General features: G+C 59.3%; 13 protein-coding genes. All 13 read left to right on the top strand.

Going from position 1 to position 13072, the window contains the following annotated elements; genetic code table 11:
• Window positions 1–8 precede the first annotated feature (8 nt).
• The 13 genes from EOL43_RS13810 (at window position 9) to EOL43_RS13750 (ending at window position 13068) form a co-directional block, all read left to right on the top strand.
• Window positions 9–233 (top strand): DUF5337 domain-containing protein, encoded by a 225-nt coding sequence (locus tag EOL43_RS13810; protein ID WP_133489499.1) that lies wholly within the window; start codon window positions 9–11, stop codon window positions 231–233.
• A 6-nt stretch (window positions 234–239) separates the two neighbouring features.
• Complete coding sequence (gene nuoF, locus EOL43_RS13805) at window positions 240–1535, top strand: NADH-quinone oxidoreductase subunit NuoF (protein ID WP_133489498.1); 1296 nt, start codon at window positions 240–242, stop codon at window positions 1533–1535.
• A 149-nt stretch (window positions 1536–1684) separates the two neighbouring features.
• The gene (locus EOL43_RS13800; RefSeq protein ID WP_205669558.1) at window positions 1685–2095 is read left to right on the top strand and encodes a DUF5333 family protein; all 411 of its coding nucleotides are present in this window, start codon (window positions 1685–1687) and stop codon (window positions 2093–2095) included.
• 58 nt (window positions 2096–2153) lie between these two features.
• Window positions 2154–4175 carry an NADH-quinone oxidoreductase subunit NuoG gene (gene nuoG, locus EOL43_RS13795; protein WP_133489496.1) on the top strand — a complete coding sequence of 674 codons (2022 nt, stop codon included), beginning with the start codon at window positions 2154–2156 and terminating at the stop codon, window positions 4173–4175.
• Window positions 4176–4211: 36 nt separating this feature from the next.
• Complete coding sequence (gene nuoH / locus EOL43_RS13790) at window positions 4212–5249, top strand: NADH-quinone oxidoreductase subunit NuoH (RefSeq protein WP_133489495.1); 1038 nt, start codon at window positions 4212–4214, stop codon at window positions 5247–5249.
• Between the two features lie 3 nt (window positions 5250–5252).
• On the top strand, window positions 5253–5744 hold the full coding sequence (nuoI, locus tag EOL43_RS13785; protein ID WP_133489494.1) for an NADH-quinone oxidoreductase subunit NuoI: 492 nt from the start codon (window positions 5253–5255) through the stop codon (window positions 5742–5744).
• A 9-nt stretch (window positions 5745–5753) separates the two neighbouring features.
• Window positions 5754–6161, top strand: coding sequence for a carboxymuconolactone decarboxylase family protein (locus EOL43_RS13780; RefSeq protein WP_133489493.1), 408 nt, complete (start codon window positions 5754–5756; stop codon window positions 6159–6161).
• Entirely contained in the window at window positions 6158–6772 is a 615-nt protein-coding gene (locus EOL43_RS13775) for an NADH-quinone oxidoreductase subunit J (RefSeq protein WP_133489492.1), read from the top strand. The genes EOL43_RS13780 and EOL43_RS13775 overlap by 4 nt, the downstream gene beginning before the upstream one ends.
• Before the next feature lie 68 nt (window positions 6773–6840).
• Window positions 6841–7146, top strand: a complete 306-nt coding sequence (gene nuoK, locus EOL43_RS13770; RefSeq protein ID WP_108856011.1) for an NADH-quinone oxidoreductase subunit NuoK — start codon at window positions 6841–6843, stop codon at window positions 7144–7146.
• Window positions 7147–7152: 6 nt separating this feature from the next.
• A complete protein-coding gene (nuoL, locus tag EOL43_RS13765; protein WP_133489491.1) occupies window positions 7153–9321 on the top strand; it encodes an NADH-quinone oxidoreductase subunit L in 2169 nt (722 codons plus the stop codon).
• On the top strand, window positions 9321–10862 hold the full coding sequence (locus EOL43_RS13760) for an NADH-quinone oxidoreductase subunit M (RefSeq protein ID WP_133489490.1): 1542 nt from the start codon (window positions 9321–9323) through the stop codon (window positions 10860–10862). The genes nuoL and EOL43_RS13760 overlap by 1 nt, the downstream gene beginning before the upstream one ends.
• Before the next feature lie 12 nt (window positions 10863–10874).
• Window positions 10875–12311, top strand: coding sequence for an NADH-quinone oxidoreductase subunit NuoN (nuoN, locus tag EOL43_RS13755; RefSeq protein WP_133489489.1), 1437 nt, complete (start codon window positions 10875–10877; stop codon window positions 12309–12311).
• A gap of 4 nt (window positions 12312–12315) precedes the next feature.
• On the top strand, window positions 12316–13068 hold the full coding sequence (locus tag EOL43_RS13750) for a biotin--[acetyl-CoA-carboxylase] ligase (RefSeq protein WP_133489541.1): 753 nt from the start codon (window positions 12316–12318) through the stop codon (window positions 13066–13068).
• Window positions 13069–13072: the final 4 nt, after the last annotated feature.

Below are 13072 nucleotides of genomic sequence, written 5' to 3'. Positions count from 1 at the left end.
GGATAAACATGGCAACTGACCCGCAAAACAACATCGGACAGCAGGGGCGTTTGGCGGCACTCGTCATCGCTGCGACCGGTCTGTTGTGGGTTGGCGGCACGTTTGCTGGCAACAGCCTTGGCTGGTCCAACCGGACTATGGCCTTGGTCGACATGCTGGCGCTGGCCGGTTTCGTTTTCGGACTGGTTGTAACGTATCGGATCTGGCGCGCGCGTCAGACGGATGAAGGATAGAAGCGAATGCTGCAGGATAAAGACCGGATCTTTACCAACCTCTATGGCATGCACGAACGCACCCTTGCGGGCGCCAAAGCGCGTGGTCACTGGGACGGCACAGCCGGGATCATCAAAAAGGGTCGCGACTGGATTATCGATCAGATGAAGGCCTCGGGCCTGCGGGGTCGTGGCGGGGCGGGCTTCCCGACCGGTCTGAAGTGGTCCTTCATGCCGAAGGAAAGCGACGGACGTCCGGCCTATCTGGTCATTAACGCCGATGAATCCGAACCCGGCACCTGTAAAGACCGCGAGATCATGCGCCATGATCCGCACACGCTGATCGAAGGCGCGCTGATCGCGTCCTTCGCGATGGGTGCCAACACCGCGTACATCTATATCCGCGGCGAATTCATCCGCGAGCGTGAAGCGCTGCAAGCGGCCATCGACGAAGCCTATGATGCGGGTCTGTTGGGCAAGAATGCTGCGAAATCCGGTTGGGATTTCGACCTGTTCCTGCATCACGGGGCAGGCGCCTATATCTGTGGTGAAGAAACTGCGCTGATCGAAAGCCTTGAAGGCAAAAAGGGCATGCCCCGCATGAAGCCGCCATTCCCGGCGGGTGCGGGTCTGTATGGCTGCCCGACCACCGTGAACAACGTGGAATCGATTGCTGTCGTTCCGACCATCCTGCGCCGTGGCCCCGAGTGGTTTGCGGGCTTTGGCCGCGCCAACAACGCTGGCACCAAGCTTTTTGGCATCTCGGGCCACGTGAACAACCCGTGCGTGGTGGAAGAGGCGATGTCGATCAGCTTTGAAGAACTGATCGAAAAGCACTGCGGCGGCATTCGCGGCGGCTGGGACAACCTGAAAGCGGTTATTCCGGGCGGGTCCTCAGTTCCCTGTGTGCGCGCCGAAAACATGCGCGATGCGATCATGGATTTCGACTATCTGCGCGGCGAGCTGGGCTCGGGCCTTGGTACCGCGGCTGTGATCGTCATGGACCAGTCCACCGACATCATCAAAGCCATCTGGCGCCTGTCGAAATTCTATAAGCACGAAAGCTGCGGCCAGTGTACGCCGTGCCGCGAAGGTACTGGCTGGATGATGCGCGTGATGGATCGTCTGGTGAAAGGCGAGGCCGACGTGGAAGAGATCGACATGCTGTGGGACGTGACCAAACAGGTCGAAGGCCACACGATCTGTGCGCTGGGGGATGCGGCGGCTTGGCCGATCCAAGGCCTGATCAACAACTTCCGCGATGAAATCGAAGACCGTATTCGTGTGAATAAACAGGGCAAAGTCAGCATCGCTGCTGAGTAAGCGGGCGATAGACGGGATAGAGGCCGGATCATGATCAAGCAACGCAACATACTGAAAACAGGCGGTTTCACGCCCGTTTCAGCGCGTTGTTATTGCATGACAGCGCTCTGCATCACCATCTCCTTTGGACACAAAGGAGATTTGTCATGATGAGTATTCGCACTGTTTTTCTGGCCGCTGGCCTGTCTCTGGCTGCCGGTGTGGCACAGGCCACCGATTACGATCCGCTGCGCAAGGATGCGCGGATGCATTCCGAGCTGCTGGGGGCGTCGGTCGCCTATCTGATCGACGAAAACTGTGATGCGCTGAAATTGCGCAAGCTGCGCCTTCTGAACAAGGCGTTTTCGCTGCGCAAGCACGCCATGTCGCTGGGCTTCTCGCATGGCGAGGTCATGGCCTATGTCGACAGCGAAACTGAACAGGACCGTTTCCGCGCCATCGCCGAGCCTCTGTTGGCGTCGAAAGGTGTGGTTGCGGGCCAGGAAGAAACCTATTGCACGGTAGGCCGTGCGGAGATGGAAAAAGGCACCTTTGCCGGCTCGTTACTGTACGAGCGTTGAGGGGCTGACATGTGCGGGACCGGGAAAACCCGGCCCGCGGAACGAAAAAGGGACCGTGATGAGCGACCTGAAAAAGATCGTCATTGACGACATGGAAATCGAGGTGGACGGCGCGATGACGCTGATCCAGGCATGTGAAGTGGCCGGGATCGAGGTTCCGCGTTTCTGCTATCACGAACGTCTGTCGATTGCGGGCAACTGCCGCATGTGTCTGGTCGAGGTCGTGGGCGGTCCGCCCAAGCCGGCAGCGTCTTGTGCGATGCAGGTGCGCGATCTGCGCCCCGGTCCGGAAGGTCAACCGCCGGTCGTGAAAACCAACTCGCCCATGGTCAAGAAGGCCCGCGAAGGCGTGATGGAGTTCATGCTGATCAACCACCCTCTGGATTGCCCGATCTGCGACCAGGGTGGCGAATGCGACCTGCAGGATCAGGCGATGGCTTACGGCATGTCCGGTACACGTTTCAACGAGATGAAGCGCTCGGTGGATGATCTGGATCTGGGTCCGCTGGTGTCGACCGCGATGACCCGCTGCATTTCCTGCACCCGCTGCGTGCGCTTCACGACCGAGGTCGCGGGCATCAGCCAGATGGGCCAGACCGGTCGCGGCGAAGACGCCGAGATTACCAGCTATCTGAACCAGACGCTGGACTCGAATATGCAGGGCAACATCATCGACCTGTGTCCGGTAGGTGCCTTGACCTCGAAACCCTATGCGTTCACTGCCCGTCCGTGGGAACTGACCAAGACCGAAACCATCGACGTGATGGACGCGCTTGGTTCGAACATCCGCGTGGACACCAAGGGCCGCGAAGTCATGCGCGTGCTGCCGCGCAACCATGACGGCGTGAACGAGGAATGGATTTCCGACAAGACGCGTTTCATCTGGGACGGTCTGCGCCGCCAGCGTCTGGACGTGCCTTACATCCGCGAAAACGGCAAATTGCGCAAAGCCACCTGGGGGGAGGCTCTGTCGAAAGCTGCCGAGGCACTGAAAGGTGCCGATAAAGTTGCTGGTCTGATCGGTGATCTGGCCTCGGCCGAGGCGACCTTCAGCCTGAAGACCATCGTTGAAGGTCTGGGTGGCAACGTGGAATGCCGCACCGACAACGCGCGCCTGCCGATTGGCAACCGCTCGGGTTATGTCGGCACGGCATCGATCGAAGACATCGACAACGCCAAATTCATCCAGCTCATTGGCACCAACCCGCGTGTTGAAGCGCCGGTTCTGAACGCCCGCATCCGCAAGGCGTGGCTGAAAGGTGCCGAGGTTGGGCTGGTCGGTGAAGCCGTTGATCTGACCTACGATTACGCGCATGTGGGCAATGACCGCGCCGCGCTGGACAGCATCGTGGGCAAAGACTATGGCGCTGTGAAAGACGCGCCGTCTGTGGTGATCGTCGGGCAGGGCGCCCTGCGTGAAGCGGACGGTCTGGCCGTTCTGTCGAACGCGATGAAACTGGCCGAGGATACCGGCTCGAAGCTGATGATCCTGCACACTGCCGCTGGCCGCGTTGGCGCAATGGATCTGGGCGCTGTGACCGAAGGCGGCATGGAAGCCGCCACCACAGGCGCTGACGTTTTCTTCAACATGGGCGCGGATGAGATCGAAATCGCTGATGGTCCCTTCGTGATCTATCAGGGCAGCCACGGTGATCGTGGCGCAATGCGCGCCGACGTGATCCTGCCGGGCGCAGCCTACACGGAAGAAAGCGGTCTGTTCGTGAACACCGAGGGCCGCCCGCAGGTCGCGCTGCGCGCCAACTTCGCACCGGGCGAGGCCAAGGAAAACTGGGCCATCCTGCGTGCACTGTCGGCTGAACTGGGTGCGACCCTGCCGTGGGACACCCAAGCCGGCCTGCGCCGCGCAATGGTTGAAGCGGCTCCGGTTCTGGGTGGCGTTGATCAAGTCGCTGACAATGAATGGCAGCCGCTGCCGGTCGAGAAGATGGGCAACGCGTCCTTCCGCTATGTGATTGGCGATTTCTACCTGACCAACCCGATCGCTCGGGCGTCGGAAGTGATGGCTGAACTGTCCGCACAAGCGCGCGCCCGCACCGGCACGTCGCTGGCTGCTGAATGAATATGGAATACCTACGGTCTGAGGGCATGAAGAGATATGTATGAATTCTTCACCACAACAAACTTAGGCATCGCGCTTTTGATCATCGGTCAGTGTCTGCTGATCGTGGTCCCACTTCTGGTGGCGCTGGCCTTTCTGCTCTACTTCGACCGCAAGGTCTGGGCAGCCGTTCAGCTGCGCAAAGGGCCCAACGTGGTTGGTGCTTTCGGCGTGCTGCAATCCTTTGCGGACTTCCTGAAATACGTGCTGAAGGAAATCGTCGTGCCTGCGGGCGCGGACCGGTTTGTCTTCATGCTGGCCCCGATGCTGAGCTTCGTGCTGGCAATGGTCGCGTGGTCGGTTATCCCGTTTAACGACGGCTGGGTTCTGGCAGACGTGAACGTGGCGATCCTGTTCGTCTTCGCGGTCTCCTCGCTTGAGGTCTACGGCGTGATCATGGGCGGCTGGGCCTCGAACTCGAAATACCCGTTCCTTGGCTCGCTGCGCTCGGCCGCACAGATGATTTCTTACGAAGTCTCGATCGGCCTGATCATCATCGGTGTGATCATCTCGACCGGCTCGATGAACTTTGGAGACATCGTGAACGCACAAGACGGCGCGGGTCTGTTCAGCTGGTACTGGCTGCCGCACTTCCCGATGGTCTTCCTGTTCTTGATCTCGGCACTGGCAGAGACCAACCGCCCGCCCTTCGACCTTCCCGAAGCGGAATCGGAACTGGTGGCGGGCTATCAGGTCGAATACTCGTCGACGCCCTTCCTGCTGTTCATGATCGGTGAATATGTGGCCATCGTTCTGATGTGTACGCTGATCTCGATCCTGTTCTTCGGCGGCTGGCTGTCGCCCGTGGAAGGCCTACCGGACGGCATCCTGTGGCTGTTCGCGAAGATCTTCTTCTTCTTCTTCGTCTTCTCGATGGTGAAGGCCATCACTCCGCGCTACCGCTATGACCAACTGATGCGCATTGGCTGGAAAGTCTTCCTGCCGTTGTCGCTGGCTTGGGTCGTGCTGGTCGCATTCTTCGCCCAATACGGGGCATTCTGGGGCGCTTATGCCCGCTGGACTGTGGGGGGCTGATCAATGGCTTTTGATTACGCACGCGCTACGAAGTACTTCCTGCTGACGGACTTCATCAAAGGGTTCCAGCTGGGCCTGAAGTACTTCTTCGCCAAGAAGGCAACGATCAACTACCCGTTCGAGAAGGGCCCGCTCAGCCCACGTTTCCGTGGGGAACACGCGCTGCGCCGCTATCCCAACGGGGAAGAGCGTTGCATCGCATGTAAACTCTGCGAGGCGATCTGCCCCGCGCAAGCGATCACCATCGACGCGGAACCCCGCGACGACGGCTCGCGCCGCACCACGCGCTATGACATCGACATGACCAAGTGCATCTATTGCGGCTTCTGTCAGGAAGCTTGCCCGGTAGATGCGATTGTCGAAGGTCCGAATTTCGAGTTCGCGACGGAAACCCGCGAAGAGCTGTTCTATGACAAGGCAAAACTGCTTGAGAACGGCGAACGCTGGGAAGCCGAGATCGCGCGCAACATCGAACTCGACGCGCCTTACCGCTAAGGAAATCCCATGGACGAACTATCAAAAAAATACGCTGAAATGCTGGAGCAGGGCACCTTGATGCTCCGCGCCTTCAACCCTGCGCTCGAGAAGTTCGTTCCCGAGGGTTTGGACAAGCTGATGCCCACCATGCCGAAAGACATGATGGACATGATGTTTGGCAACACCTTCAACAAGGATGGTCTGGACGCGAAGACCCGCATGCTGGTGGCCCTTGCCGGGCTGGTGGCCGCGGGCGCGCAGGCCGGACCTCAGCTGAAAGTGACCGTGCGCCACGCCATCGAGGCCGGCGCCACCGAAAAAGAGATCTCGGAAGTGATCTATCAAATGTCCATGTTGGGCGGCCTGCCGGCGATGAACCGGGCGCTGGAAGAAGCGCAAGCCGTCTTTGACGAAAACGAGGAGGGGGACGCATGAGCGTTGCCGATTTCGCCTTTTACCTCTTTGCCCTGACCACCGTGGTCGGCGGGTTCTTTACCGTGATGGCACGGCACCCCGTCCACTCGGTCCTGTGGCTGATCACCGCCTTCATCGGCGCAACGGGCCTGTTCGTCCTCTTGGGCGCCGAGTTCGTGGCGATGCTTCTGATGATCGTCTATGTGGGCGCGGTTGCGGTGCTGTTCCTGTTCGTCGTCATGATGCTGGACGTGGATTTCGCCGCCCTGAAGGCCGAGATGTCGAAGTCTCTGCCGCTGGCGCTGCTGATCGGTGTGATCCTTCTGATGGAACTGGGCACCATCTTCGGCGTTTGGCAATTCGCTGACGGGGCCGAGGCCGCACGCGTTGCTGTCACCCCCGCGCTGGACGTGGCCCACAACACCGAGGCTCTGGGCCAGATCCTTTACACCCAATACATCCTGCTCTTCCAGCTGGCAGGTCTGATCCTGCTGGTCGCCATGATCGGCGCCATTGTTCTGACCCTGCGCCACCGCACGAATGTGAAGCGCCAGAACGTCATGGCCCAGATGCACCGCGACCCGGCCAAAGCGATGGAGATCATCGACGTAAAACCGGGGCAGGGGCTTTAAGAGGCTGAGATGAACAAGAATAAAACGATGTGGGCGCGAGACGATGCGCCCGGAATGGAAGGGACAAAATGGTAGGTCTTGAACATTATCTCGCAGTTGGTGCGGCGCTGTTCGTCATCGGCATTTTCGGGCTCTTCCTGAACCGTAAGAACGTCATCATCCTTTTGATGTCGATCGAATTGATGCTTCTTTCCGTGAACATCAACCTTGTCGCGTTCTCGTCCTATCTGGGCGATCTGACGGGGCAGGTTTTCACGCTCTTTGTTTTGACCGTGGCTGCTGCTGAAGCTGCCATCGGTCTGGCGATCCTTGTCAGCTTCTTCCGCAACCGCGGCACAATCGCTGTCGAAGATGTCAACGTGATGAAAGGCTAACCAAGAATGGTACAGTTCATCCTTTTTGCCCCGCTTTTTGGCGCGTTGGTCGCTGGCTTCGGCCACCGGTTCATCGGAGACAAGGGCGCGCAGATTCTGACAACAGCCCTGCTGTTCTGGTCGGCCTTCCTGTCGTGGATCACCTTCTTCGGACTGGGGTCCGAGACGCAGATCATTCACCTGATGGATTGGGTGCAGTCGGGCTCGCTGAGCGTTGACTGGTCGATCCGTCTGGACCGCCTAACCGCGATCATGCTGGTCGTGGTGACGAGCGTTTCGTCGCTGGTTCACCTGTATTCTATGGGCTACATGGCCCATGATCCGCAGTTCGAGGGCGAAAGCTATCGTCCCCGTTTCTTCGCCTATCTGTCCTTCTTCACCTTCACCATGTTGATGCTGGTGACCTCAGACAACTTGTTGCAGATGTTCTTCGGTTGGGAAGGCGTGGGCGTGGCCTCGTATCTGTTGATCGGCTTTTACTATAAGAAACCCTCGGCCAACGCGGCGGCGATCAAAGCTTTCGTGGTGAACCGTGTAGGTGACTTTGGTTTCGCTCTGGGCATCTTCGGCCTGTTCTACATGACCGACAGCATCCGCTTTGACGATGTGTTCGCTGCAGCGCCCGCGCTGGCGGAAACCAACATCCACTTCCTGTGGACCGACTGGAACGCCGCAAACTTGCTGGCCTTCCTGTTGTTCGTCGGTGCGATGGGTAAATCGGCGCAGCTGATCCTGCACACCTGGCTGCCGGACGCGATGGAGGGCCCGACTCCAGTGTCGGCGCTGATCCACGCCGCGACCATGGTGACCGCCGGTGTCTTCTTGGTCTGCCGCATGTCGCCCCTGATGGAATACGCGCCCGAGGCCACCAATTTCATCGTCTTCCTTGGCGCCACTACCGCGTTCTTCGCGGCCACCGTGGGTCTTGTGCAAAACGACATCAAACGCGTGATCGCCTATTCGACCTGTTCGCAGCTGGGCTATATGTTTGTGGCCGCTGGCGTCGGCGTCTACTCGGTCGCCATGTTCCACCTGTTCACCCACGCCTTCTTCAAGGCGATGCTGTTCCTTGGCGCCGGTTCGGTCATCCACGGGATGCATCACGAGCAGGACATGCGCAACTACGGCGACCTGCGGAAGAAGCTTCCCATCACCTTCTGGGCGATGATGATCGGCACGCTGGCCATCACCGGTGTCGGCATCCCGCTGACCACCATCGGCTTTGCAGGCTTCCTGTCGAAAGACGCCGTGATTGAAAGCGCCTTTGCCGGCACGAACGGAGGCTACGCCTTCTGGATGCTGGTCATCGCGGCGCTGTTCACCAGCTTCTATAGCTGGCGTCTGATGTTCATGACTTTCTACGGCAAGGCGCGCGGCGACAAGCACACGCATGAGCACGCCCATGAAAGCCCCTTGGTCATGACCATCCCGCTGGGTGTTTTGGCGATCGGTGCGATCTTTGCTGGTATGATTTGGTACGGCCCGTTCTTCGGCAAAGAAGATAAAGTGAACCAGTTCTTCGGCATCGAAGCCCATGCAAGCGCGCATCATGACGATCACGGCGAAGCCGCTGACGGTCACGGTGATGATCACGCCGCAGATACGCATGCGGACGATCACAGCCATGACGACGCAGCCCATGCCACGGATGAAGCACATGCTGAAACCATGGCCGACCCAGCACATGCGGCGGTTGCCGCTGCCCATCACGGCGAAGCCCCGAAAGGTGCGATCTTCATGCACCCGGACAACCACGTCCTGCATGACGCGCACTATGTGCCGAAATGGGTCAAGCTTTCGCCCTTCGTGGCGATGATCATTGGGTTCGTGACGGCGTTCTGGTTCTACATCAAGAACCCGAGCCTGCCGAAGCGCCTGGCCGAAACCTTCCCGCATGTCTACAACTTCCTTCTGAACAAATGGTACTTCGACGAGATCTACGACATCCTTTTCGTCAAACCCGCGTTCATGGTTGGACGGTTCCTGTGGAAACGCGGTGACGGCAACGTGATTGACGGCTTCCTGAATGGCGTGGCGATGGGCATCGTGCCCTGGTTCACCAAGCAGGCTGGCCGCGCACAGACCGGTTACCTCTTCTCTTATGCCTTCGCGATGGTCCTTGGCATCGTCGCCTTGGTGACAATCATGATTATCTTCAGCGGTGGAGCGCACTAATGAACAACCTGCTTTCCATCATCACCTTCCTGCCGCTGGTCGCGGCGGTGATCCTCGCGCTGTTCTTGCGCGGCGATGACGAAGCGGCCGGGCGTAACGCGAAATATCTTGCGCTGGCAGCGACGGTTGCAACTTTCCTTTTCTCGCTTCTGGTGCTTGTCGGGTTTGATCCCGCCGACACCGGCTTCCAGTTTGTGGAAGAGGGCGAGTGGATCATGGGGCTGAAGTACAAAATGGGCGTCGACGGGATCTCGGTCCTGTTTGTGATGCTCACCACCTTCATGATGCCGCTGACCATCTGGGCCAGCTGGGGCGTGACCGCGCGCGTGAAGGAATACATGATTGCCTTCCTGCTGCTTGAGACCCTGATGCTGGGTGTCTTCATGGCGTTGGATCTGGTGCTATTCTACCTGTTCTTCGAAGCAGGCCTGATCCCGATGTTCCTGATCATCGGGATCTGGGGCGGCAAGGACCGCATCTATGCGTCCTTCAAGTTCTTCCTCTACACCTTCTTGGGCTCGGTCCTGATGCTGGTCGCGATGATCTATATGTTCGTCGATGCGGGCACGACGGATATCCCGACGCTGATGAACCACAGCTTTGGTTCAGAAGACTTCAGCCTGCTGGGAATTCAGATCGTAGGTGGCGCGCAGACGCTTCTGTTCCTCGCCTTCTTCGCAAGCTTCGCGGTGAAAATGCCGATGTGGCCTGTCCACACCTGGTTGCCGGATGCACACGTTCAGGCGCCTACCGCCGGTTCGGTTGTTCTGGCTGCGATCCTTCTGAAAATGGGCGGCTATGGCTTCCTGCGTTTCAGCTTGCCGATGTTCCCCATCGGCGCAGACACCATGGCCTGCTTCGTCCTGTGGATGTCGGCGATTGCGATTGTCTATACCTCGCTGGTGGCACTGGTGCAGGAAGACATGAAAAAGCTGATTGCGTATTCGTCGGTCGCCCACATGGGCTATGTGACCGCCGGTATCTTCGCGCTGAACCAGCAAGGTCTGGACGGGGCGATCTTCCAGATGATCAGCCACGGCTTTATCTCGGGCGCGCTCTTCCTGTGTGTGGGCGTCATCTATGACCGCATGCACACCCGCGAGATCGACGCGTACGGAGGCCTTGTGAACCGCATGCCGGCTTACGCGCTGATCTTCATGTTCTTCACCATGGCAAATGTGGGTCTGCCGGGCACCTCGGGCTTCGTCGGTGAATTCCTGACGCTGGTCGGCATGTTCAAAGCCAACACCTGGGTGGCTCTGGTTGCTACCTCGGGCGTGATCTTCTCGGCCGCGTATGCGCTGTACCTCTATCGCCGCGTCGTCTTTGGTGACCTGATCAAGGAAAGCCTGAAGTCGATCACCGAGATGAACAGCCGCGAGAAAGCGATCTTCGCACCGCTCGTCTTCATGACCCTGCTTCTGGGTGTCTACCCCTCGCTGGTCACGGACATCATTGGCCCCTCGGTCGAGGCACTTCTGACCAACTTCCACGCCGCTATCCCTGCTGATGCAGAGATGGCTCAGGCCGCAGCGCATTAAGGAGAGCGAAAGATGAGCTCTGTTGATATTCAAACGGTTCTGCCTGAGCTGATCCTTGCGGTCTATGCGATGGTGGCGCTTCTGGGCGCGGTCTATACGTCGAAGGACGGGCTGGCCAAGCCGATCACTTGGATCACTGGCGGTGTCATGGTGCTTGTGGCCCTGATGGTCGCGGGCGGAGACGGCAACACAGCGGCCTTTGGCGGCATGTTCCTGGACGACGCGTATTCGCGCTTCGCCAAGGTTGCGATCCTTCTGGCCGCCGCTGCAGTTCTGGTCATGGGCGAGGCAACCATGTCGCGCCGGGGTCTTTTGAAGTTCGAGTACCCGATCCTTGTGACGCTCGCCACAGTTGGCATGATGGTCATGGTTTCGGCTGGCGATCTGATGACGCTCTATATGGGCCTCGAACTGCAGTCGCTGTCGCTTTACGTTGTGGCGTCGCTGAACCGTGATAGCGTGAAGTCGACCGAAGCCGGTCTGAAATACTTCGTGCTGGGCGCCTTGTCCTCGGGTCTGCTGCTCTATGGTTCGTCGCTGGTCTATGGCTATTCGGGTACCACGCTGTTCTCGGGCATTATCGAGGCTGCAAACCACGGTCAGGTTGGCCTTGGCCTTCTTATCGGTCTGGTGTTTGTGACCGCCGGTCTGGCCTTCAAAGTCTCGGCCGTGCCGTTCCACATGTGGACCCCGGACGTGTACGAGGGCGCACCGACCCCGGTCACAGCCTTCTTCGCCACCGCACCGAAACTGGCCGCAATGGGCCTGTTCGCCCGTGTGCTGTTCGACGCCTTCGGTCAGGCCGTTGGCGACTGGCAGCAGATCATCGCGCTGCTGGCTGTCCTGTCCATGTTCCTGGGCGCTGTGGCCGCGATTGGTCAAACCAACATCAAACGTCTGATGGCGTTCTCGTCGATCGCCCATATGGGCTTTGCCCTGCTGGGTCTGGCCGCAGGCAGTGCATATGGTGTGCAGGCGATGCTTCTGTACATGGCCGTTTACTTGACCATGAACATCGGCACCTTCGCCTTCATCATGTCGATGGAACGGGATGGCCGCCCCGTCACTGACATCTCAGCGCTGAACCAGTTTGCCGTGAACGACAAGCTGAAGGGGCTGGCGATGCTGATCCTTCTGTTCTCGCTGGCGGGTGTGCCGCCGATGCTTGGCTTCTTCGCCAAATACGGTGTGCTGATCGCCGCCGTTCAGGCCGGAATGGCGTGGCTGGCCGTGGCGGGTGTGATCGCCTCGGTGATCGGTGCCTTCTACTACCTGCGCATCGTGTACTTCATGTATTTCGGTGAAGAAGGAGAGGGCGTCGAGCTGAACATGTCTCCCGCGGCTTGGGCGGCTCTAATGGGATCGGCTGCGATCATCCTGTTGGGTGTCGTAAACTTCTTCGGCATCGAAGGCGCCGCTGCTGCGGCTGCTGAAGCCCTTGTCAAATAAAGCCCTGCCCAAATGGCCTGAAAGTGTTGAGAAACGCGTTCTGGCCAGTGTGGACAGCACCAATGAAGAGGCCCGGCGTATTGCGCCGGGCCTTTTGGGCCCCACATGGGTGCTTGCGCATGAGCAAACAGCCGGGCGCGGGCGCCGGGGCAGGCCGTGGGCCGCGCCACGTGGTCACTTCTCGGCCACGCTGGTCATGCGCCCGAATGAAACCCCGGATCAGGTTGCGCTGCGCAGCTTCGTTGCGTCTTTGGCGCTTTACGATGCCTTCGCCACGGCCACCGGGCGCACCAGCGGGCTGTCGTTGAAATGGCCCAATGACGTGCTTTTGAATGGCGGCAAGGTGGCTGGCATCCTGTTGGAAAGCGCGGGTCTTGCTGGCGGTCAGGTCAGCCACATCGCCATCGGGATCGGCGTCAACCTGATCGACGCCCCGCAGACCCAGCAGGTCGAAGCTACCGCCGTAGCCCCGGTCAGTCTGGCAGGCGAAACGGGCGTACAGCTCACCCCAGAAGAGTTTCTGGGCTTCTTGGCGCCGGCCTATCAGCATTACGAGACCCAGTTCACCACTTACGGGTTCGAGCCCATCCGCGAGGCTTGGTTGGCCCGCGCAGCCCGTCTGGGCGAGGTCATTACCGCCCGCACCACCCGCGACGAATACGTGGGACGATTTGAAACAGTGGACGCGCAGGGCAACCTTGTCCTATCAACAGCAAGATCCCGCGAGGTCATCCCCGCGGCCGAGATATTTTTCTGAAGGA

Origin of the sequence: Aliiroseovarius marinus (genome assembly GCF_004360145.1) — a bacterium.
Classification (GTDB): Bacteria; Pseudomonadota; Alphaproteobacteria; order Rhodobacterales; family Rhodobacteraceae; genus Aliiroseovarius; species Aliiroseovarius marinus.
This window is presented reverse-complemented; position numbering and strand designations above follow the sequence as displayed.

Excerpts from the sequence above, each read along its gene's own strand:
- EOL43_RS13810 (WP_133489499.1), top strand. The coding sequence starts at position 9 with ATGGCAACTGACCCGCAAAACAACATCGGACAGCAGGGGCGTTTGGCG.
- nuoF (WP_133489498.1), top strand. The coding sequence starts at position 240 with ATGCTGCAGGATAAAGACCGGATCTTTACCAACCTCTATGGCATGCAC.
- EOL43_RS13800 (WP_205669558.1), top strand. The coding sequence starts at position 1,685 with ATGAGTATTCGCACTGTTTTTCTGGCCGCTGGCCTGTCTCTGGCTGCC.
- nuoG (WP_133489496.1), top strand. The coding sequence starts at position 2,154 with ATGAGCGACCTGAAAAAGATCGTCATTGACGACATGGAAATCGAGGTG.
- nuoH (WP_133489495.1), top strand. The coding sequence starts at position 4,212 with ATGTATGAATTCTTCACCACAACAAACTTAGGCATCGCGCTTTTGATC.
- nuoI (WP_133489494.1), top strand. The coding sequence starts at position 5,253 with ATGGCTTTTGATTACGCACGCGCTACGAAGTACTTCCTGCTGACGGAC.
- EOL43_RS13780 (WP_133489493.1), top strand. The coding sequence starts at position 5,754 with ATGGACGAACTATCAAAAAAATACGCTGAAATGCTGGAGCAGGGCACC.
- EOL43_RS13775 (WP_133489492.1), top strand. The coding sequence starts at position 6,158 with ATGAGCGTTGCCGATTTCGCCTTTTACCTCTTTGCCCTGACCACCGTG.
- nuoK (WP_108856011.1), top strand. The coding sequence starts at position 6,841 with ATGGTAGGTCTTGAACATTATCTCGCAGTTGGTGCGGCGCTGTTCGTC.
- nuoL (WP_133489491.1), top strand. The coding sequence starts at position 7,153 with ATGGTACAGTTCATCCTTTTTGCCCCGCTTTTTGGCGCGTTGGTCGCT.
- EOL43_RS13760 (WP_133489490.1), top strand. The coding sequence starts at position 9,321 with ATGAACAACCTGCTTTCCATCATCACCTTCCTGCCGCTGGTCGCGGCG.
- nuoN (WP_133489489.1), top strand. The coding sequence starts at position 10,875 with ATGAGCTCTGTTGATATTCAAACGGTTCTGCCTGAGCTGATCCTTGCG.